We start from the raw sequence: 19,615 nt of genomic DNA, 5'->3' as shown, positions 1-19,615 counted from the left end.
GCACACCTCAGACCCACCCACACCCCGCGCCCCTCGCACACCTCAAACCCCTCACACACCTCGGCCCCACCCACACCCCGCCGCCCCTCACCTCGCCCGCCCGGGCACCCGGCACCCCACACCCCACGGGGGCGTCCGCAGCCCGCAGGGCACCCGGGGGCCGACCGCCGGCCGCCGGCCACCGCGGACATGACGGAGGGCTCGGCTCCACGTGGGAGCCGAGCCCTCCGCTCGGTTCTGTTCGGCCGAAACGCGTTGCGGTCAGGCCGTGAGCTTGACCATGTCAGCCTGCGGCCCCTTCTGGCCCTGCGAGATCTCGAACTCGACCCGCTGACCCTCCTCCAGGGTGCGGTAGCCATCCATCTGGATCGCGCTGTAGTGCACGAATACATCCGCACCACCGTCGACCGCGATGAAGCCGTACCCCTTCTCCGCGTTGAACCACTTGACGGTGCCCTGAGCCATGCCTAACTCCCCTATTACTGGCCCTTGCACAGGACCGCACTTCGCGGACCCGGGTCAGACCTCGCTCACCGACAGGAGTGAGCGTGCGCCGGAACGCGTCGACCGCGGCTGAATGTATCTGCCCAACTGCCCTCTGCAACAGGTCATTCGGACGAGAATTCCGAGCACCAGTGATCGGAAAAAGTGGCTGAAACGACAACAAGCCAGGGCAAGTCGGGCCGGTCAAAGCGCCCAAAAGCCGCATTAGGCGGAGGCATTTTGGCTTCATCTTGTCGTGCCCGGGCGCATTCGCATATGCGCGTGGCACAAGCGGCGATGGGGACTTCCCCAACTCTACCGCGCCTAACCACGCAGAATTGCCCCCTCCGCTTTTCGCGGAGGGGGCGCTGCGGGAGGGCCGTCCTCGCGGTCAGCAGCCGCCGGCGACGGCCGGGATGATGGAGACGCCGGCACCCTCCGGGGTGGCGGTCGCGAGGCCGCCCTCGAAGCGCACGTCGTCGTCGTTGACGTAGACGTTCACGAAGCGGCGCAGCTGGCCCTGGTCGTCGAGCACGCGGGCGGCGATGCCCGGGTGGTTCTGCTCCAGGGACTGGATGACCTCGGCGAGGGTGCCGCCCTCGGCGGGCACCTCGGCCCTGCCGCCGGTGTAGGTGCGCAGGATGGGGGGGGTGCGGACGTTGACGCTCATGTGCGGGTCTCCGGGGGTGCTCAGGCGGGCGGGGTGCTCAGTGGGCCAGGCCGGCGGCGCGGAACGCGTCCAGGCTCGGGCGGATCGTGGCGGTCGGGCCGGTGGACGGGGAGACCGCGTCGAGGGTCTTGAGGCCGTCGCCGGTGTTGAGGACGACGGTGGTGAGGGCCGGGTCGAGGACGCCGTTCTCGATGAGCTTGCGCGTCACGCCGACCGTCACGCCGCCGGCCGTCTCGGCGAAGATGCCCTCGGTGCGGGCCAGCAGCTTGATCGCGTCGACCACCTGCTCGTCGGTCACGTCCTCCACGGCGCCGCCGGTGCGGCGGGCGATGTCGAGGACGTACGGGCCGTCGGCCGGGTTGCCGATGGCCAGCGACTTGGCGATGGTGTTCGGCTTCTGGGGCCGCACGACGTCGTGACCGGCCTTGTAGGCGGCGGAGACCGGGGAGCAGCCCTCGGCCTGGGCGCCGAAGATCTTGTAGGGGCGGTCCTCGACGAGACCCAGCTTGATCAGTTCCTGGAGCCCCTTGTCGATCTTGGTGAGCTGGGAGCCGGAGGCGATGGGGACGACGATCTGGTCGGGGAGCCGCCAGCCGAGCTGCTCGCAGATCTCGTACGCGAGGGTCTTGGAGCCCTCGGCGTAGTACGGGCGGAGGTTGACGTTGACGAAGCCCCAGCCCTCGCCGACCGGGTCGCCGATGAGCTCGCTGCAGAAGCGGTTGACGTCGTCGTACGTTCCCTCGATGCCGACGAGGTCGCCGCCGTAGACGGCGGCCATGACGACCTTGCCCTGCTCCAGGTCGTGCGGGATGAACACGCAGGAGCGGAAGCCGGCGCGGGCGGCCGCGGCGCCCACGGCGCCGGCGAGGTTGCCGGTGGAGGAGCAGGACAGGGTGGTGAAGCCGAAGGCGCGGGCGGCCTCCAGGGCCTGGGCGACCACGCGGTCCTTGAAGGAGTGGGTGGGGTTGCCGGAGTCGTCCTTGACGAACAGGCCGCCGGTCACGCCGAGTTCGCGGGCGAGGTTGTCGGCCTTGACGAGCTTGGTCCAGCCGGGGTTGAGGTTCGGCTTGTCGGCGACGTCGGCCGGGACGGGCAGCAGCGGGGCGTAGCGCCAGATGTTGGCGGGGCCGGCCTCGATCTGCTTGCGCAGGCGTTCCGGGTCACCGGTCGGCAGGTCGTAGGCGACTTCGAGGGGGCCGAAACACTGCTCGCAGGCGAAGATCGGGCCGAGGGCGAAGCGCTCGCCGCATTCGCGGCAGGAGAGGCCGGAGGCGGGCCCGAGGTCGACGGAGGCGGCACCGGAAGCGGTGGAGGTGCTGGTGGTGGGTGCGTCGGTCTGCACAGCCATGGGAGGCGAGGCCCTTTCTCCTCATCTTTCTCACTGGCGCGTTTCGCCATGAGACGGATTTGGCACCTTCCCGAGCCGTGGCCTCGCGGATGCGAGCGGACGGCTGGAGGGTTGCCGGGGCTTCATCGGGCCGTGTCCCTCTGCCCCTCTGGATGAGCGGTGTGAAGTTGTCGGCGCGGGACACGGTGGCCGGGGCGGACCCGGCATGCGGCCGTCCTGCGCGTTGTTCAAGACTGTAACCGACGGGGTGGATGCCTGAGATAGGCGTCCGACTCGCGAGATGGATCACAACGGGGTCCGGACGGCCGAGGACGAGGAGTGGGCGCGGGTGCTGGAAGAGGTGGAGCGCTGGCTCGACCGGCGGTCCTGGAAGGTGGACGATCGGCCGGTCGAGCGACTGCTCGCCGCCAAGCGGGCGCAGGGGACGACGGTGAGCGTGGTGCTGCCCGCGCTGAACGAGGAGGCGACGGTCGGGGAGATCGTCGCGGTCATCCGCCGCGAGCTGATGTCGGAGGCGGTGCCGCTGGTCGACGAGCTGGTGGTGGTCGACTCGGGGTCGGCGGACGCCACGGCGAAGGTCGCCGCGGAGGCCGGCGCGCGGGTGGTGGCCAGGGACGACGTGCTGCCCCGGATCCCGGCCGTGCCGGGCAAGGGGGAGGTGCTGTGGCGGTCGCTGCTGGTGACGGGCGGGGACGTGGTCTGCTTCGTGGACGCGGACCTGCGGGAGTTCAGCGCGGACTTCGTGACGGGCATCGTGGGCCCGCTGCTGACGGACCCGGACGTGGCCTTCGTGAAGGCGATGTACGAGCGGCCGCTGGGTTCCGGCCCGGCGGGCGGGCAGGGCGGGCGGGTGACGGAGCTGGTGGCGCGGCCGCTGCTGAACCTGCACTGGCCGCAGCTCGCCGGGTTCGTGCAGCCGCTGGGCGGGGAGTACGCGGCGCGCCGCTCGCTGCTGGAGCGGCTGCCGTTCCCGGTGGGGTACGGGGTGGAGCTGGGGCTGCTGGTGGACGCGTTGCACACCGTGGGTCTGGACGCGTTGGCGCAGGTGGACGTGGGGGTGCGGCTGCACCGGCACCAGGACGACCGGGCGCTGGGGCGGATGGCGGCGGCGATCTACCGGACGGCGCAGGCGCGGCTGACCCGCGGGCACCTCGTACGGCCACGGCTGACGCAGTTCGACCGGGGCGAGGACGGCTTCGTGCCGCGGACGCACGCGGTGGACACGGAGGAGCGGCCGCCGATGCGGGAGGTCGCGGAGTACGCGCAAAAGCGTCGCGTGGCTTGATTTCCGTACGTTTGAGCGTTTCTGCCGGCGGCTAGGTTCGTGTCCATGGCTTCGGAGACGGCGAACGGCACGGCTTACGGAATTCTCGTGGCTTCGAACCGGGGCCCGGTCAGCTACGCGCTGCGGGGCGACGGTTCGCTGGAGGCGCGCAGGGGCGGCGGCGGGCTGGTGTCGGGCCTGTCCGCGATCGGCCCGGACGCGGGCGCGCTGTGGGTGTGCGCGGCCCTGGGCGAGGGGGACCGGGAGGCGGTCCGGCGGGGCACGGGCGAGGACGGCGTCCGCATGCTGGACATCCCGTCCGAGGTGCAGCACGCCGCGTACAACGGGATCGCGAACTCGGTGCTGTGGTTCGTGCACCACATGCTGTACCAGACGCCGCTGGAGCCGGCCTTCGACGCGGGCTTCCGCCGGGACTGGGACGCGTACCGCACGTACAACCGGGCCTTCGCCGAGGCCCTGGCCGCCCAGGCGGCACCGGGCGCGGCGGTGCTGATCCAGGACTACCACCTGGCGCTGGCGCCCGGCATGCTCCGCGAACTCCGCCCCGACCTGCGGATCGGCCACTTCTCCCACACCCCGTGGGCGCCGCCGGACTACTTCGGCATGCTGCCGGACGACGTGGCGCAGGAACTGCTGCGCGGCATGCTGGGCGCGGACCGGCTCGGTTTCCTGACCCACCGGTGGGCGGACGCCTTCGCCGCCTGCTGCGAGCGGGTGGTCGGCTCCACCGGCGGCACGGAACTGGGCGTGCACGGGCTGGGCGCGGACGCCGACTTCCTGCGGGCGCGGTCGCGGCAGCCCGACGTGGCGAAGCGGATGGAGCTGCTGCGCGAGCAGATCGGCGACCCGTCCCGCAAGGTGGTCGTCCGGGTGGACCGCACAGAGCTGTCGAAGAACATCGTGCGGGGCCTGCTGGCGTACCGGGCACTGCTGGAGGAGCGCCCCGAGTGGCGGGAGCGGGTGGTGCACATCGCGTTCGCGTACCCGTCGCGGCAGGACCTGGAGGTGTACCGCGCGTACACCGCGGAGGTGTCCCGGCTGGCGGACGAGATCAACGCGGAGTTCGGGGTGCCGGGCTGGACGCCGGTCGTCCTGCACGTGAAGGACGACTTCGCCCGTTCCCTGGCGGCGTACCGGCTGGCGGACGTGGCGCTGGTGAACCCGATCCGGGACGGCATGAACCTTGTCGCCAAGGAGGTCCCGGTGGTCTCCGACGCGGGCTGCGCGCTGGTGCTGTCGCGGGAGGCGGGTGCGCACGAGGAGCTGCGCGACGACGCGGTGGTGGTGAACCCGTACGACGTGACGGCGACGGCGCGGGCGCTGCACGAGGCGCTGACGATGCCGGAGGCGGAGCGGGCGGAGCGCACCAAGCGCCTGGCGGCCGCGGCGACCGCGCTGCCCCCGCAGCGGTGGTTCCTCGACCAGCTGGAGGCGCTGCGGGGCTGAACCGGGGCGGGGCGGGCACTCGTCCGGGCGATGCTCAGGGGAACCGGGCAGCCGCCGGTGCACGCTGGTGCTATGCCTACTCGTGTCATGGCTCGTGGAAGGGATGTCGCATGGCAACCGCACCTGACGACTACCGCGTCGTCGCGGACCCGGAGCGCGCTCTCAAGTACGCGATCCAGCACATCAGGGGCGATCGCGTCGAGATCGTCGAAGGGGTCATCGAGCAGGTGCCGCCGACCTGGGAGCACGAGGGTGCCGTCGAGGAGATCCGTGACCAGCTGAGGCCCCGGGCACGCGAGCTCGGGTGCATGACCGGTGCGGGGAACCTGGACCTGCCGGGCTCACCGAACTGGTTCGTCCCGGACTTGGCCGTGGTACCGGCCGAAGCGAGAAGGGGTGCGAAGGCCCTGCTGCCCGACCAGACGCTCCTGGTGATGGAAGTGACCTCCGAGTCCAACGGCGACACGGACCGGGTCGTCAAGCGGAAGCGGTACGCGGAGTACGGCGCGCCGCTGTACCTGCTGGTCGACGTGCAGGAGCGCAGCGTCACCCTGTTCTCCGAGCCCGGGCGGCTCGGTTACACGCGGGTGGACGGACCGCATCCGTACGGCACCGCGGTCCGTCTTCCCGAGCCGTTCGGCATCGAGCTGGACACCTCGTCACTCGGCGGTTAGGCGGCGCGCCAGGGCGCCCAGGAAGCCGACCACCGCCTCCGGTCCTTGGAGGGTGAGGTCGGCGCGGGTGGCGAGTTCCAGGACCTCGTCGCTGCCGCTGCACAGCAGCAGGCCGGGGACGCCCTCGCGGCGGAGCTTCTCGACGGCCGCGTACGCGGGCAGGTCGCCCAGGTCGTCGCCCGCGTAGAGGAGGGCCCCGGCGCCCGTCTCGCGGGCGAGGTCCATGACGGCCCTGCCCTTGTCCATGCCGGGCGGGCGCAGCTCCAGCACCATGCGGCCCGGCTCCAGGACGAGGCCGTGGCGGGCGGCCAGGTCGGCGAGGGGCTCGGCCAGGGCGTCGAAGGCGCCCTGCGGGTCGTCGGCGCGGCGGGTGTGGACGGCGACCGCCCGGCCCTTCTCCTCGATCACGACGCCGGGCCCCGCGCCGCTGTGCTCCAGCAGGCGGGGCAGGTCGGCGCGGGCCGCGGCCACGCCGGGGTGCGCCGGGGCGGCGCGCACCTCGCCCGTGGCGGCGTCCCAGCGCTCGGCGCCGTAGTGGCCGAGGACCACCAGGCGCTCCAGGCCGGGGGCCCCGGCGAAGCCGCCGTGCCGGACGGCGACCTCGGCCGGGCGGCCCGTCACCACCGCGACGGCCGCTACGTGCGGCGCCAGTGCGGCCAGTGCCGGTACGGCGCCCGGGTGGGCGCGGGCCCGCTCGGGGTCGGGGACGATGGGCGCGAGGGTGCCGTCGAAGTCGACGGCGACCACGGCCTTGCCGGGGTGCGCCAGGATCGCGGCCAGGCCCGCCCGGCCCTCGGCGGTGGCGGGGCGGGGCAGATCCGGCGCCGGGTGTTCCGGAATCGTGGACATGTGTGCGTATCTATCCACAACCCGCGCCCCCGACACCCCTAGCGGCGGGACTCCCGCAGCGCGCGCACCCGGCGCAGGCGGTTGACCGTGACGGGGTCGTGGGCGAGCGCGGCCTCGTCGTCCAGCAGGGCGTTGAGGACCTGGTAGTACCGCACGGGCGACAGCTCCAGCTGCTCCCGGATGGCGCGCTCCTTGGCGCCCGGCCCCGGCCAGGAGCGGCGCTCCATCGCCAGGACCGCGCGCTCGCGCTCACTGAGCGGGCGGGGGCGCGCCGGCCCCGGCGGTTCCTCGGCGGTCATATCAGCAAACTTACGACACCCCGCCGACACCGCAGCGCGGGCCGCCGGGAGCGGCGCCCCGACTGGGCGGGACCGGTCGGCGCCGACCGCCGCGGACCCGGGCGCCCCGACGCGAACGCGAGCCGCCGAGGGGCGCGCGGCGCACCACCCTTCGGGCGGTGCCGGCCACCACCACACCCGTCGCGCCCCGACGCAGACCCAGAGGCGTGAGCCCCCCACCGGGCGGGGCCCGCCGACGGTGTCCACCTCAGCCCCCGAGACACCCCGACGCGGACGCGGGCCGCCCGAGAGGCCCGGCGCGCCGCCTGCAAGGCGGCACCGGCCGCCGTCGGCCCCGGTGCGCACCGGCGCCGGACGCGGGCCGCCGGTGCGGCACACCGTGCCGGGGCGGCGGCCGGTCAGTTCTCGCCGGCGGTCTGGTTCTCCGCGCTGCGGGCGTCCTTCGCTATGTCCTCCAGGACGGCCTTCGGGTTCCCGTCCGGCTCGACTGCGCGGCCGATGTTCTTCTTGATGCTCTCGCTGACCTTGGCCCAGGACTTCTCGCCCACGGGGTACAGCTCGGAGCCCGGCATCTGCTCCAGGAACGGCTTGAGGGCCGCGTGCTTCTTGTCGGCCTCCATCGTCTCGCCCGCGGTGACGGTGACGGGCAGCAGGTCGTAGCGGTCGGAGAAGGCCAGCACGTTCTTGTCCTCGTAGACGTAGTCGAGGAAGGCGCCGATCTCCTTGCGGTGGCCGTTCTGGTTGAAGGCCATCATCCAGTCGGCCACGCCCATCGTGGCGGTGGGTTCGCCGTCGCGGCTGGGCAGCGGGACCTTGCCGACCTTGATCCCGGCCTTCTCGGCGGTCTCCATCAGCGTGGGGTGGCCGTTGAGCATGCCGACCTCGCCGCGCACGAAGGCGTCGAACGCCTGCTGGCGGTCGAGCTTGCCGGGCGCGACGGGGCCGGTCAGCCCCTCGCCGACCAGTTCGTCCTTCAGCCACGTCATGGTGGACACGTTCGCGGGCGAGTCGAGCTGGTACGCCGTGCCGGTGGTGTCGCGGTAGCCGCCGCCCCCGCTGAGCAGCCACATCATGGTCTCGGCCTGTGACTCCTCGGAGCCGAGCGGCAGGGCGAAGGGGTACGTCACGTCCTTCGCCTTGAGCTGCCGCGCGGCCTTCCGGAGCTCCTCCCAGGTCTTCGGCGGCTTGGCGCCGGCCTTGCTGAAGAGGTCCTCGTTGAAGAACAGCAGGCGGGTGCTGGCACCGAAGGGCATGCCGTACTGCACGCGGTCGACCTCGCCCGCCTGGCGCAGCAGGGGCTGCCAGTTCGACTGGGTGGGGACGGAGACGAGGTTCTCGGCGGGGTAGAGCTTGCCGGCGCGGGCGTAGTCGGCGTAGGCGCCGATCTGGGCGAGGTCGGGCGCCTCACCGCGGGCGACCATCTCGGAGACCTCGCGGTCGACGTCCTTCCAGGACAGGACGGTGACGTCGATCTTCACGCCCGCGTGCTCGGCCTCGTAGGCGCGGGCGAGGTCGTCCCAGTACTTCTTCGAGGTGTTGGCCTCGCCGCTGCCGTAGTCGGCGGCGACGAGCCGGAGGGTGACGGTGTCGCCGGCCCCGTCGGCCCCGCAGCCGGTCAGTGCCAGCGTCGCGGTGACGCCCAGTGCGGCCAGCGCCGCGGTCAGTCCCTTGTTGCGGCGTCGCTGCACGGCCGTACCACCCTTATCCAAGCTGCGTTTTCGCGTTCACCCGAAGGATAAGAGGTCTACACCTAGGTCTAAACCACGGGGGCCTCACGGATTTGTAAGGCGCGACAACAATCCTCGCCAAGTGGACTAGACCTTTCGCGCTGCTCGGGCGACACTGGGTCCCGTGGAACACGTCATCGCCCTCGATGTGGGCGGCACCGGGATGAAAGCCGCCCTGGTAGGGGCGGACGGTTCGCTGTTGTACGAGGCACGCCGGCCCACCGGGCGCAAGCGCGGTCCGGGAGCCGTCGTGGAGTCGATCCTCGGCTTCGCCGCCGACCTCCTCGCGACCGGCGAGGAGCGGTACGGCGTGCGCGCCGCGGCCGCGGGCGTCGCCGTGCCCGGCATCGTCGACCCGGACGAAGGCGTCGCCGTGTACGCCGCGAACCTCGGCTGGCGGGACGTCCCGCTGCGCTCCCTGCTGGGCGCGCGCCTCGGCGGACTGCCGGTCGCCCTCGGCCACGACGTGCGCGCCGGCGGGCTCGCCGAGGGCCGCGTCGGCGCCGGGCGCGGCGCGGACCGGTTCCTGTTCGTCCCGCTCGGCACGGGCATCGCGGGCGCCATCGGCATCGGCGGAGGCATCGAGGCGGGCGCCCACGGCTGCGCCGGCGAGATCGGGCACATCGTCGTCCGCCCCGGGGGCCCCGCCTGCGGCTGCGGGCAGCGCGGCTGCCTGGAGACCCTGGCCTCCGCCGCCGCGGTGAGCCGCGCCTGGGCGGAGGCGAGCGGCGACCCCGCCGCGGACGCCGCCGACTGCGCGAAGGCCGTCGAGGACGGCGACCCCGTGGCCGTACGGGTGTGGACCACCGCGGTCGACGCGCTCGCCGACGGCCTGGTGACCGCCCTCACCCTGCTGGACCCGCGCACCCTGATCATCGGTGGCGGGCTCGCCGAGGCGGGGGAAACCTTGTTCACACCCCTCCGGGCCGCCGTCGAGGAGCGCGTGACGTTCCAGAAGCTGCCCTCCATCGTGCCCGCGGCCCTCGGGGACACCGCAGGCTGCCTGGGCGCGGGGCTCCTCGCCTGGGACCTCCTCGCGACCGCCGCCACCGGCGGCCCCGCCGCCACCGACTCGGAAGGTAACGCCTGATGGCCGCTCACGACCCCCTCAAGGTTCTCGCCGGCGCCCGCGTGGTCCGGCCCGGCGGGATCGTCGACGGCGGCCGGGTCGCCGTCCGCGGCCGGACGATCGAGAGCGTCACCGGACCCGCCGCCGAGCCGGCGGGCACCGACGAGCCGGCCGGGGCCCCCGCGCTGGACCTCACGGGGCACTGGCTGGTCCCCGGCTTCGTCGACCTCCACAACCACGGCGGCGGCGGCGCCTCCTTCACCTCGGGCAGCCTGGACGACGTGCTGCACGGCATCCGCACGCACCGCCTGCACGGCACGACCACCCTCGTCGCCTCCACCGTCACCGGCGACCTCGCCTTCCTCGCGCACCGCGCCGCCGAACTGTCCGAGCTGGCCGAACAGGGCGACATCGCCGGCATCCACTTCGAGGGCCCGTTCATCTCCCCCTGCCGCAAGGGCGCCCACAGCGAGGCGCTGCTGCGCGAACCGGACCCGGCCGAGGTGCGCAAGCTGATCGACGCCTCCCACGGCCACGCCCGCATGGTCACCCTCGCCACCGAACTGCCCGGCGGTCTCGACTCCGTGCGGCTCCTCGCCGAGCACGGCGTCATCGCGGCGGTCGGCCACACCGACGCCACGTACGAGCAGACCGTCGAGGCGATCGAGGCGGGCGCGACCGTCGCCACGCACCTCTTCAACGCGATGCCGCCGCTGAACCACCGCTCCCCCGGCCCCATCGCCGCCCTCCTGGAGGACGAGCGGGTCACCGTCGAACTCATCAACGACGGCACGCACCTGCACCCCGCGGCCCTGGAGCTGGCGTTCCGCCACGCGGGCGCCGGGCGGGTCGCGTTCATCACCGACGCCATGGACGCGGCGGGCTTCGGCGACGGCGTGTACCACCTCGGCCCACTGGAGGTGGAGGTGAAGGACGGCGTGGCGCGGCTCGTGGAAGGCGGCTCCATCGCCGGGTCCACGCTGACCCTGGACACCGCGTTCCGCCGGGCGGCCACGGTCGACGGGCTGCCCGTCGAGGACGTGGTCCAGGCCCTGTCCGCCAACCCCGCGAAGCTGCTGGGGCTGTACGACCGGATCGGCTCCGTGGAGCCGGGCAAGGACGCCGACCTCGTCGTCCTGGACGCCGACTTCGTCCTCAAGGGCGTCATGCGGCGCGGCGAATGGGTGGTTGAGCCCCAACTGGGCTGATTGCGCGCGCGGATCGCGGCGAAGCGGCCGGCCCGGGGGACTGGGCCGGCCGCCGTGCGTTTGGCATGATCGTGCACCGCAAATTTTCCGGGCCGGACACCTGAGGGAAACCGGTCCACGACTCCCGGGGGTGGGGGAACCGGTGATCCTCACGGTCACGCTCAACACCGCGCTGGACCTCACCTACACGGTCCCGGCCCTCGTCCCGCACACCGCGCACCGGGTCGCCGAGGCCGCCGAGCGCCCCGGCGGCAAGGGCGTCAACGTGGCGCGGGTGCTGGCCGCGCTGGGCCACGAGGCGGTCGTCACCGGCTTCGCGGGCGGGCCGACCGGTGAGGTGCTGCGCGGCCTGCTCGCCCCGCTGCCCGTGCGGGACGCGCTGGTCCCCATCGCGGGCGCCACGCGCCGCACGGTCACGGTCGCCGGCACGGCGGGCGGCGAGGCGACGCGGTTCGACGAACCGGGCCCCGTCGTCTCCGCCGCCGAATGGGCCGCACTGCTGGCCGTCTACGACGAGCTGCTGCCGCAGGCCCGTGCGGTCGCGCTGTGCGGCAGCCTGCCCCCGGGCGTCCACGTCGGCGCCTACGCCCCGCTGGTGCGCCGCGCCCGCGCGGCCGGCGTCCCGGTGCTCCTCGACACGAGCGGGGAGCCGCTGCGCCGCGGCATCGCCGCCCGCCCCGACGTGGTGAAACCGAACGCGCAGGAGCTGGCCGCGCTGACCGGTGGCCGCGAGCCGCTGCGCGCCACCCGGGACGCCCGCCGCCGGGGCGCGCACGCGGTCGTCACGTCCCTGGGCGCGGACGGCCTGCTGGCCGTCACCCCCGACGGCACCTGGCAGGCCGCTCCCCCGGCCCCGGTGCGGGGCAACCCGACGGGCGCGGGCGACGCGGCGGTGGCGGGCCTGCTGTCCGCCGCCGTGGAGGGCCTCCCCTGGCCCGACCGGCTGGCCCGCGCCGCCGCGCTGGCAGCGGCGGCGGTGCTGGCGCCCGTCGCGGGCGAGTACGACCCGGACGCGTACGCGGACCTCCGGCCCCGCGTCACGGTGACGGAACAGGCCGCGGCGGCCTGAACCGACGGCCGCGGACACCGGACGCGCCGCAGCGGCCCGAGGCGGCCGGCCCGGTGCCGGAACCGGGCCGGCCGCCCGGGGAAGCGGGGCAACGGGCGAAAAAGGCGGTGGGGCCACGGCTTCTGCGCCGCGGCCCCACCGTGTGGTCGGCCTCCCGCGGGTCGTACGGACCCGCCGTCCCGGATCAGCCCTGTCGGACCTCGAGCCAGTCCAGTATGGCGTTGCACTGGTTGCCCTCGCCGCAGGAGATCGTCACGACGTTCTCGCCCGCCTTGAGGGTCAGCGGCGCCCAGGTGGTCTGCCAGTTCTTCTCCCACGCCGGGTCCGTGGAGCTGATGAAGTTCTTCAGACCGAGCGGGTTGCTGTTCGCCTTGCCGTTCACCGTCAGCGTGGCGTTGGCATCCACCGCGGGAATGGCGTAGCGCACGTAGAGCCGGTAGTCACCCGCCCGCTCGACGTTGGCACGCCATGTGACCGCCGCACCGACCGCGTTGAAATCGGCCACGTAGGCGCCGCCCGGTCCCTCGGCGCCCTCGATGTCCTTGGCCAGCTTGGCCGGCGGCGTCAGTTCCAGGGTGGCCGCGTCGCGCTTGGGCAGTTCGCCGCCGGTGGAGTCGTCGGAGCCGGAGGGCTCGGGGCTCGGCGAGCCCTCGGGCTGCGAGGCCGCGGGGGCGGACGGCGTGGGCCGCGCGTCGGCGTTCTTGTCCTCGGAGTCCTTGGTGAGCAGCGCCACCGTGATGCCGGCCAGCACCACCAGGACGACCGCGACCGCGCCGATCAGCAGACCCCGCGTGTTGGGGCCGCCGCCGCGACCGCCCTGCACCGGGACCGGCCGGGTCTGTGCGCCGCCCGGATACGTCTCGGGCGCGGCGTACTGGGCGTGCGGCTGGCCGTACTGCGGCGGCGGCTGCTGGCCGTACTGCTGCGGAGGCTGGGGCTGGCCGTACTGGCGTTCGCCGACCGCCCTGACCTGGTTGTACGAGGTGCGGGGCCGCCCCGGCTGCGGGGCTGCGGCGGGACCGGGGTAGCCGTAGCCGCCCTGGCGCTGCGCCTGGGCACCCGATGCCTGGCCGTCGGCGTACAGATAGCCGAAGGGGTCGTCGTCCTCGGGCGTCCCCGTGCCGTTGCCGCTGTTACCGGCAGCCATCCCTGCCTCACTCCTCATCCGTGCTCGCGAGGGGTCACCGACCTCGGCGAGCCTACCCCGAACGGGGGAGCGCGACGGGCCGCGAGGTCCCGGCGGGTGCTAGCCGGCCCTCCGGTGCACCTTGGCACGGGAGCGCTTCTCCATGTACATCCGCTGGTCGGCGGAGTTCAGGACCTCTTCGACGGACATGCCGCACTCCGCCCAGCCGATGCCGAAGCTGGCGCCGACGCGGACCGCCCGGCCGTCCACCCGGATCGGCGGGATGATGCCGTTGCGGAGCCGCAGGGCCAGGTCGGCGGCGTCCGCGGCGCCGAGCCCGTCGGCGAGGACGACGAACTCGTCACCGCCGAGCCGGGCCACCGTGTCGCCGTCCCGGACGCCGGCCGTCAGCCGCCGCGCCACCTCGATGAGCACCGCGTCCCCGGTGTGGTGCCCGAACCTGTCGTTGATCGACTTGAAGCCGTCCAGGTCGCAGAAGAGCACCGCCAGGCCCTTGGTGCCCTCGTCGAGGTCGCCGCTCGGCGCGACCGCGTGCACGTGCGCGTCGTACGGGGCACCGGCGGACGACGGGTCGAAGTCGAAGCCGTCCCCGCGGTAGCCGTACTCGTAGTCGTGGTCCGTGTCGTACGTGGCGGCGTCCACCGCGTAGCCGCCCTCGTACGCCGCGGCGTCGGCCGCCGTCGCGCGCACCGCCCGGCCGCCGGGCCGGGAGCAGAGCCGGGCACTGAGCCGGGCGCGCAGTTCGGCGCTGTTCGGCAGGCCGGTCAGCGCGTCGTGCGAGGCGCGGTGGGCGAGCTGCAGCTCGTGCCGCTTGCGCTCCTCGATGTCCTCGACGTGCGTGAGGAGGAAGCGGGGGCCGTCCGCGGTGTCCGCCACCACGGAGTTGCGCAGCGACACCCACACGTACGAGCCGTCGCGCCGGGCGAGCCGCAGCTCGGCCCGGCCGCCCTCCGCCGAGGTGCGCAGCAGCGTGCCGACGTCCTCCGGGTGGACGAGGTCGGCGAAGGAGTAGCGGCGCATCACGGACGCGGGCCGCCCCAGCAGCCGGCACAGCGCGTCGTTGGTGCGCAGGATCCGCCCGTGCTGGTCGCCGCCCATCTCGGCGATGGCCATCCCGGACGGGGCGTACTCGAAGGCCTGCCGGAACGACTCCTCGCTGGCCCGCAGCGCCTGCTGCTCCCGCTCCAGGCGGACCAGAGCGCGCTGCATGTTTGCGCGAAGACGCGCATTACTGATCGCAATAGCGGCTTGGGAAGCATACATTTGCAGCGCTTCCCGCCCCCAGGCGCCGGGGCGGCGGCCGTTGCGGGGCCGGTCGACGGAGATGACGCCGAGAAGCTCGCGCTTGCCGCCGGAGGAGTACATCGGGGCGTAGAGCCGGTCGCGGGGGTGCCACTCGTCCTCGAAGCGCGGCTCGGGGCCGTCGGTGTGCCACTGCGGCACGTCGTCGTCTATCAGCACCCAGCCCTCGGTGTGCGGTATGAACCGCAGGTCACCCCACGCCTCACCCATGGCAAGGCGGCGGTCCCAGGAGGCACGGGAGCCGACCCGGCCGGTGATCAGCGCTTCCGCCGCCGCGTTGCCCGCGAAGGCGGCGACGACCAGGTCGCCGTCGGGGCGGACGAGGTTCACGCAGGCCAGCTCGTAGCCGAGTCCGGTGAGGACGCCGTCGGCGACGGTCTGCAGGGTGTCGGCCAGGCTGCGGGCCGTGTTCAGGGTGGCGACGACCTGGTGCAGCTGCCGCAGGGTCGCAAGACGGACGTACGGCTCCGACTCGGTCTCCATCGTTCGCTCTCCCCGAGACCTCGACAGCAACAACTCCAGGCGGTGTGATCGGCATACATGTGTGTGGCGCACCGCCACTGAATCACAGCGAGCTGTGCACTCGGTACACAGGGTCAACAAATACTGCGCTCTGTGACTCAAGTCACACAAGGTGAGGTCCAGCCCAATGGCGCTCCGCGAGTTGCCCGAAGGGTTAGTGAACGCAAATCGACCCGGGTCCTAGGACCGCGGCGGGGCCCGGGCTGGTTCCCCGGCCCGATGCGACCGGGTGGCGGGCGAGGTTAGCGTTTCGAGTGTGTCGCCAACAACCCGCAGCCCGCTTCCCGTGCCCGCCTCCGCCCCCGGCCCCGCCCCGGGGGATGCTGGGGAGGTGAGCCCCGACGACTTCCGCGCCGCCATGTCCCGGCTGGCCGGGGGCGTGGTCCTGGTGACGGCCGTCGAGCCGCCGCTGGGTGCGGACGGACCGCCCGGCGAGGACGCCGGCATGACCGCGACCGCGTTCGTGTCGGTCTCCCTGGACCCGCCGCTGGTGATGGTGAGCGTGCGGTCCGGCTCCCGCATGGACGACCTGCTGGCCGAGCAGCCCCTGTGGGCGGTGTCGGTCCTGGCCGAGGACCAGCGGCAGGTCGCGTCCCGCTTCGCGATGAAGGGCCGGCTCAGCGACCGGCTGCTGTTCGCGGACCTGCCGCACACGCGCGGCGAGCGGTCCGGCGCGCCGCTGGTGGAAGGGGCGCTGGCGGCCCTGGAGTGCCGCACGGAGCAGCGCGTCGAGGCGGGCGACCACACCCTGGTCGTCGGCCGGGTGCTGTCCGCCACGTCCCCCCGCGGCGAGGGCTCGCCCCTGCTGTACTTCCGCGGCCGCTACCGGCACCTGGGGTAGACCGCGCCGCCACGGTGACCCCTCCGCGCACCGGCCCCGACGGGTGGCCGCCCTGGCGGCCGACCCCTGCGTCGCCGCCGCGGCATCCCCTGCGGGTGCCCGCCTCCGATGCCGGCCCCCGCCGCCGGGGGCGGGCTCCCCCTTCGGCGTACGGGCTGCCGCCGCGGTGACCCCCGCGCGCATCGGTCCCCGCGGACGGCCGCCACGCGTGGTCGGCCCCCGCTGCCGGGCACGGGCGCCGTCCGCGCCGCGTGCTTACGGGGCCGCGGTTGCTGGGACACTCGCAGGGCGCGGCGTAGGAGTCCGCGGCGCGTGCTTACGGGGCCGTGCCCCGCCGCCCGACGTACCGGGTGCGAGGCGCACACGGGCGGAGGCAACCCGTACAGCCTCACCGGCCGGGGCGGTCCCGCCCCCTGACTCCCGCCCCCGAAGGACGGGTTCACCCGCATAGACGGGCAGCTCGCTCTCCCGGTGCAGCGCTCGGATCAGACGGACCGGCAGCTCGCCGATCACGAGACGCGCCTCGACGCGCTGGAGCGGGGCCGGTAGCCGCTGCCGTCGCCGGCCCCCGCGGTGCCGGTGGCCGCGTTGGGGCCGACGTTGTACGAACTCGCCGGACGCCGACCTGCACGACGACACCCCCTGCTCTCCCCATGTGGGCCCATGTGGGGTGGGCAGGGGGCGGTTTCGTCATGCCCGGATTCAGCCGATGCCAGACCGTCCGCTCTGGCTAGGCTGCGGCCATGATTCGCGCAGTAGCACTCGACATCGGCGAGACCCTCGTACGCGACGACCGGCACTGGGGCGGCTGGGCGGACTGGCTCGGCGTCCCACGCCACACCCTCGCCGCCCTCGTCGGCGCCGTTGTCGCGCAAGGCAGAGACAACGCCGACGCGCTGCGCCTACTCCGGCCGGGCATCGATGTCGCCGCCGAGTACAAGGCCCGGGAGGCGGCCGGTCAGGGCGAGGTGCTGGACGAGAGCGACCTCTACGACGATGTGCGCCCGGTCCTCGCTGCGCTGCGCGAGGCTGGGGTGCGGGTGGTGGTGGCGGGCAACCAGACCGCGCGGGCAGGGACCTTGCTGCGCGCGCTGGACCTGCCCGTGGACTTCATCGCGACGAGCGGCGAGTGGGGGTGCGCGAAGCCCTCGGCGGAGTTCTTCGCCCAGGTGTTGGACGCTGCCCAGGTGCTGCCGTACGAGACGCTGTACGTCGGGGACCACCCGGTGAACGACATCCACCCTGCGGCGGCTGCTGGGCTGCTGACGGCACATCTGCGGCGCGGTCCGTGGGGACACCTGTGGGCGGACGCCCCCGAAGTCGTAGCAGTGGCGGACTACTCGATCCGCTCTCTGCACGAGCTGCTGCCGATCGTCACCTCGTAGGCGGGACCCTACACATTCGCCTACCAGATGCGTGACACGGCCGGTACGGTGCGCGCATGCCCGCGGACCCGATGTACGAGGTCGGACGCCGTATCGCCGTGGCCCGGCGCGCGCGTCGCCTGTCCCAGCCCGAGCTGGCCGCAGCCGCCAACGTGTCGCTCAGCATGCTGCGGAAGATCGAGCAGGGAAGCCGCGCGCCAGGGGACGCCACTCTCGACGCCATCGCCACCGCGCTCGGCCTGGACCCGAGCCAGCTCCTTACCGACCAGACCCGGACGGACGGCCGCGTGCGCGCCGCCCTGCCGGCCCTGTCCGCGGCCATCGCCGCCTACGACATTCCGATGGAGGCTCCCCGCCGGGAACTGGCAGAGCTGGAGCAGGCCGCGTCCGAGGCGGAAGCGTGGCGGCTCAACGCCCAGTACGTGAACCTCGCGCAGGCCGCACCGACCCTCGTCGCCGACGCGGCCGCAGCGCTGCACGCTGCCACCGCGGGACAGCGCACCCGGGCCGCGCGCGTGCTCGTCTCCGCCTCCCGGTCCGGCGACGCGGTCGCCTACAAGTTCGGAGCCCGGGACCTGTCCGCGCGGCTCATCGACGTGATGCGCTGGGCCGCCCCGCAGACGGACGACCCCGTCGTCTCGGCCGCAACCGCCTACGTGCGCACCGAGACCTTCTTCTCCGCCCGAGCCCACGAGGCGGGGCTGCGCGCCCTGGAGCACGCCATCGACCAGGCGCCGCGGCCGACCACGGAGCAGGCGACCGCGGCGCGCGGCGCCCTCTGCATGCGCGCAGCCGTCATCGCCGGCCGTGCCGGGGACGCCGACGCCGCTACCGAGCACCTTCATGAGGCCGAGCAGCTCGCCACCCGGGTCCGCGAGGGGGTGTTCGGCGGTACGGCATTCGGCCCTGACTCCGTACGGATCCATCGCGCGTCGGTGGCTGTGAGCCTGGGCGGCGATCACGCAGCGGACGCGCTCAACCTGGCCCGAGAGTGGCAGCCGCCCGCGGACCTGCCCGCTGAGCGGCTGTCCGGGTTCTACATCGAGCTGGCCCGTGCGCAGCTCTGGTGCGGGCAGATGGGGCCCGCCTTCGAGTCGCTGAAGGTGGCACGCCGGTTCGCGCCGCAGCACACCCGCGAGCACCCGTGGGCCCGGGAGACCGCGGCGACACTGCGGCGACTGCGGCGGGCCGATACGGAGTCGCTGGCGAGCTTCGCGGAGTGGATCGGCGCCGTCTGACCCCGCAGGGGTGACACAAGGTGTGTCACTTGTGCCCCTTTCCGAGGGACACCATCTGTCCGTACCGAGCGGCAGACAGATGGGAGTCCCTGGTGAGAACAGCTTCGCCTCCGCCCGCCCCGGTCAGCATCGTGCGCCTCCACGGCCTGGCGTGCTGGCTGTGTGGCGCCGCCTCTACGACGCTCCACGCTGCCGGGCACATCACGCTGCCCGGGTCGGGCCGTGTGTGGCCGATCGTGGTGTGCGGCGACCATCGGGAGCAGCCGTGACCGTGCCGCCGTCTGTGGGCCCGCCGCCAACGTGGCTGGCCGCGCCCGCGCTCGCCGGGCCCCCACAGCCCCCGCTGACGGACCGGCAGCGCCGGGGCAGACAGTGCGCGGACTGCGCCGTCGAGCTGACCGCCGGCACCGCCCGGCCGCTGCCCCGCCGCTTCCCGCTGCGGGTCTGCGTCCGCTGCCACACCACGAGGTGCAGCGGATGACCGCCGCTGCCGAGCCCCTGCCCGCCGTCCCGCAGACCGTGACGGGCCTGTCGTGGGACGTGTACCACGGCCGCGCGTGCGTCTGGTGCGAGGTCCTGCTGATGGAGCCTGGCGCCCGGCCGGTGGCCCGCGTCGAGGAGTACGCGGGCGTCCACGACCTTTCGACCACCGTGTGGGGCTGCGCCCCGTGCTGCCAGGCCCGCGGTGTCGGGGAGGCGCCGTGACGTATCCGGTGCGCCGCTGGTGTGTGCACTGCGGGCGGCTGATCGAGGGCGAGGCCGTCGCGATCCCGGGGTTCTCCGCGTCGGGCGCCCGCCCGGACGCCTACCGGCACCCCACCTGCCGGCCCCCGGCCCCGCGGCCGCGCAGCCACCCGAACGGCCCCGCCGGTCGCTGACCCCCGATCCACCGTCGACGAGCAGAGAGCCAGCAGACGCATGATCCAGACCGTCCACCCGGGCGACCTCCGCCCCACTGACACCGCCCTGTGCGAAGCGTGCTGGACCGAGCCGGTCCAGCACATCCGCCTGACCTCGCACGGGCGTGACCTGCTGTGCCGGGCCTGCGCCGAG

Annotated in this window: 19 protein-coding genes and 1 riboswitch; of the genes, 11 read left to right on the top strand and 8 right to left on the bottom strand. The window is 73.7% G+C overall.

What is annotated here, in order from left to right; all coding sequences use genetic code 11:
• Nucleotides 1–261 precede the first annotated feature (261 nt).
• From BJP40_RS13805 to thrC, 3 genes are all read right to left on the bottom strand, one after another.
• The gene (locus BJP40_RS13805) at nucleotides 262–465 is read right to left on the bottom strand and encodes a cold-shock protein (protein ID WP_003953467.1); all 204 of its coding nucleotides are present in this window, start codon (nucleotides 463–465) and stop codon (nucleotides 262–264) included.
• A gap of 409 nt (nucleotides 466–874) precedes the next feature.
• Nucleotides 875–1,153 (bottom strand): MoaD/ThiS family protein, encoded by a 279-nt coding sequence (locus tag BJP40_RS13800; protein WP_071280616.1) that lies wholly within the window; start codon nucleotides 1,151–1,153, stop codon nucleotides 875–877.
• A gap of 37 nt (nucleotides 1,154–1,190) precedes the next feature.
• Nucleotides 1,191–2,501, bottom strand: a complete 1,311-nt coding sequence (gene thrC, locus BJP40_RS13795) for a threonine synthase (RefSeq protein ID WP_071280615.1) — start codon at nucleotides 2,499–2,501, stop codon at nucleotides 1,191–1,193.
• Nucleotides 2,502–2,519: 18 nt separating this feature from the next.
• Nucleotides 2,520–2,660: riboswitch (SAM riboswitch) on the bottom strand.
• 169 nt (nucleotides 2,661–2,829) lie between these two features.
• Between thrC and BJP40_RS13790 the strand changes: the two genes are divergently transcribed.
• The 3 genes from BJP40_RS13790 (at nucleotide 2,830) to BJP40_RS13780 (ending at nucleotide 5,906) form a co-directional block, all read left to right on the top strand.
• Nucleotides 2,830–3,786: a glucosyl-3-phosphoglycerate synthase gene (locus tag BJP40_RS13790; RefSeq protein ID WP_071280637.1), complete on the top strand. Its 957-nt coding sequence runs from the start codon at nucleotides 2,830–2,832 to the stop codon at nucleotides 3,784–3,786.
• 45 nt (nucleotides 3,787–3,831) lie between these two features.
• On the top strand, nucleotides 3,832–5,232 hold the full coding sequence (locus tag BJP40_RS13785) for a trehalose-6-phosphate synthase (protein ID WP_071280614.1): 1,401 nt from the start codon (nucleotides 3,832–3,834) through the stop codon (nucleotides 5,230–5,232).
• A gap of 110 nt (nucleotides 5,233–5,342) precedes the next feature.
• Nucleotides 5,343–5,906 (top strand): Uma2 family endonuclease, encoded by a 564-nt coding sequence (locus BJP40_RS13780; RefSeq protein ID WP_071280613.1) that lies wholly within the window; start codon nucleotides 5,343–5,345, stop codon nucleotides 5,904–5,906.
• Here the strand turns inward: BJP40_RS13780 and otsB are convergent.
• The 3 genes from otsB to BJP40_RS13765 all read right to left on the bottom strand — a co-directional run bounded on the left by otsB (nucleotide 5,892) and on the right by BJP40_RS13765 (nucleotide 8,742).
• Nucleotides 5,892–6,755, bottom strand: a complete 864-nt coding sequence (otsB, locus tag BJP40_RS13775; protein WP_071280612.1) for a trehalose-phosphatase — start codon at nucleotides 6,753–6,755, stop codon at nucleotides 5,892–5,894. The genes BJP40_RS13780 and otsB overlap by 15 nt on opposite strands.
• A 38-nt stretch (nucleotides 6,756–6,793) precedes the next feature.
• Nucleotides 6,794–7,054: a DUF3263 domain-containing protein gene (locus tag BJP40_RS13770; RefSeq protein ID WP_071280611.1), complete on the bottom strand. Its 261-nt coding sequence runs from the start codon at nucleotides 7,052–7,054 to the stop codon at nucleotides 6,794–6,796.
• A gap of 398 nt (nucleotides 7,055–7,452) precedes the next feature.
• Nucleotides 7,453–8,742 carry an extracellular solute-binding protein gene (locus BJP40_RS13765; RefSeq protein ID WP_226962595.1) on the bottom strand — a complete coding sequence of 430 codons (1,290 nt, stop codon included), beginning with the start codon at nucleotides 8,740–8,742 and terminating at the stop codon, nucleotides 7,453–7,455.
• A gap of 163 nt (nucleotides 8,743–8,905) precedes the next feature.
• On the opposite strand from BJP40_RS13765, the gene BJP40_RS13760 reads away from it, so the two are divergent.
• From BJP40_RS13760 to BJP40_RS13750, 3 genes are all read left to right on the top strand, one after another.
• Nucleotides 8,906–9,871 (top strand): ROK family protein, encoded by a 966-nt coding sequence (locus tag BJP40_RS13760; protein ID WP_071280609.1) that lies wholly within the window; start codon nucleotides 8,906–8,908, stop codon nucleotides 9,869–9,871.
• Entirely contained in the window at nucleotides 9,871–11,058 is a 1,188-nt protein-coding gene (gene nagA / locus BJP40_RS13755) for an N-acetylglucosamine-6-phosphate deacetylase (protein ID WP_071280608.1), read from the top strand. The genes BJP40_RS13760 and nagA overlap by 1 nt, the downstream gene beginning before the upstream one ends.
• Before the next feature lie 142 nt (nucleotides 11,059–11,200).
• On the top strand, nucleotides 11,201–12,127 hold the full coding sequence (locus BJP40_RS13750) for a 1-phosphofructokinase family hexose kinase (protein ID WP_071269418.1): 927 nt from the start codon (nucleotides 11,201–11,203) through the stop codon (nucleotides 12,125–12,127).
• A gap of 184 nt (nucleotides 12,128–12,311) precedes the next feature.
• Here the strand turns inward: BJP40_RS13750 and BJP40_RS13745 are convergent, their stop codons facing one another.
• Nucleotides 12,312–13,274 carry a CBM35 domain-containing protein gene (locus tag BJP40_RS13745; RefSeq protein ID WP_071280607.1) on the bottom strand — a complete coding sequence of 321 codons (963 nt, stop codon included), beginning with the start codon at nucleotides 13,272–13,274 and terminating at the stop codon, nucleotides 12,312–12,314.
• A gap of 99 nt (nucleotides 13,275–13,373) precedes the next feature.
• Nucleotides 13,374–15,059, bottom strand: a complete 1,686-nt coding sequence (cdgB, locus tag BJP40_RS13740) for a diguanylate cyclase CdgB (protein WP_071280606.1) — start codon at nucleotides 15,057–15,059, stop codon at nucleotides 13,374–13,376.
• A gap of 397 nt (nucleotides 15,060–15,456) precedes the next feature.
• Between cdgB and BJP40_RS13735 the strand changes: the two genes are divergently transcribed.
• From BJP40_RS13735 to BJP40_RS34270, 5 genes are all read left to right on the top strand, one after another.
• Entirely contained in the window at nucleotides 15,457–15,939 is a 483-nt protein-coding gene (locus tag BJP40_RS13735) for a flavin reductase family protein (protein WP_268985980.1), read from the top strand.
• Between the two features lie 743 nt (nucleotides 15,940–16,682).
• The gene (locus BJP40_RS13730; RefSeq protein WP_071280605.1) at nucleotides 16,683–17,324 is read left to right on the top strand and encodes an HAD family hydrolase; all 642 of its coding nucleotides are present in this window, start codon (nucleotides 16,683–16,685) and stop codon (nucleotides 17,322–17,324) included.
• Between the two features lie 56 nt (nucleotides 17,325–17,380).
• A complete protein-coding gene (locus tag BJP40_RS13725) occupies nucleotides 17,381–18,562 on the top strand; it encodes a helix-turn-helix domain-containing protein (RefSeq protein ID WP_071280604.1) in 1,182 nt (393 codons plus the stop codon).
• Between the two features lie 477 nt (nucleotides 18,563–19,039).
• The gene (locus BJP40_RS13720; RefSeq protein WP_071280603.1) at nucleotides 19,040–19,267 is read left to right on the top strand and encodes a hypothetical protein; all 228 of its coding nucleotides are present in this window, start codon (nucleotides 19,040–19,042) and stop codon (nucleotides 19,265–19,267) included.
• The gene (locus tag BJP40_RS34270) at nucleotides 19,264–19,440 is read left to right on the top strand and encodes a hypothetical protein (RefSeq protein ID WP_177204378.1); all 177 of its coding nucleotides are present in this window, start codon (nucleotides 19,264–19,266) and stop codon (nucleotides 19,438–19,440) included. Before BJP40_RS13720 ends, BJP40_RS34270 begins: the two co-directional genes overlap by 4 nt.
• Nucleotides 19,441–19,615: the final 175 nt, after the last annotated feature.

Source organism: Streptomyces sp. CC53, from assembly GCF_001865245.1.
Classification (GTDB): domain Bacteria; phylum Actinomycetota; class Actinomycetes; order Streptomycetales; family Streptomycetaceae; genus Streptomyces.
This window is presented reverse-complemented; position numbering and strand designations above follow the sequence as displayed.

Bases quoted from the DNA above. Each gene is read 5' to 3' on its own strand.
- thrC (WP_071280615.1), bottom strand. From the start codon at position 2,501: ATGGCTGTGCAGACCGACGCACCCACCACCAGCACCTCCACCGCTTCC.
- nagA (WP_071280608.1), top strand. From the start codon at position 9,871: ATGGCCGCTCACGACCCCCTCAAGGTTCTCGCCGGCGCCCGCGTGGTC.
- BJP40_RS13730 (WP_071280605.1), top strand. From the start codon at position 16,683: ATGATTCGCGCAGTAGCACTCGACATCGGCGAGACCCTCGTACGCGAC.
- otsB (WP_071280612.1), bottom strand. From the start codon at position 6,755: ATGTCCACGATTCCGGAACACCCGGCGCCGGATCTGCCCCGCCCCGCC.
- BJP40_RS13735 (WP_268985980.1), top strand. From the start codon at position 15,457: ATGTCCCGGCTGGCCGGGGGCGTGGTCCTGGTGACGGCCGTCGAGCCG.
- BJP40_RS13725 (WP_071280604.1), top strand. From the start codon at position 17,381: ATGCCCGCGGACCCGATGTACGAGGTCGGACGCCGTATCGCCGTGGCC.
- BJP40_RS13720 (WP_071280603.1), top strand. From the start codon at position 19,040: ATGACCGCCGCTGCCGAGCCCCTGCCCGCCGTCCCGCAGACCGTGACG.
- BJP40_RS13770 (WP_071280611.1), bottom strand. From the start codon at position 7,054: ATGACCGCCGAGGAACCGCCGGGGCCGGCGCGCCCCCGCCCGCTCAGT.
- BJP40_RS13745 (WP_071280607.1), bottom strand. From the start codon at position 13,274: ATGGCTGCCGGTAACAGCGGCAACGGCACGGGGACGCCCGAGGACGAC.
- BJP40_RS13780 (WP_071280613.1), top strand. From the start codon at position 5,343: ATGGCAACCGCACCTGACGACTACCGCGTCGTCGCGGACCCGGAGCGC.
- BJP40_RS13800 (WP_071280616.1), bottom strand. From the start codon at position 1,153: ATGAGCGTCAACGTCCGCACCCCCCCCATCCTGCGCACCTACACCGGC.
- BJP40_RS13805 (WP_003953467.1), bottom strand. From the start codon at position 465: ATGGCTCAGGGCACCGTCAAGTGGTTCAACGCGGAGAAGGGGTACGGC.
- BJP40_RS13785 (WP_071280614.1), top strand. From the start codon at position 3,832: ATGGCTTCGGAGACGGCGAACGGCACGGCTTACGGAATTCTCGTGGCT.
- cdgB (WP_071280606.1), bottom strand. From the start codon at position 15,059: ATGGAGACCGAGTCGGAGCCGTACGTCCGTCTTGCGACCCTGCGGCAG.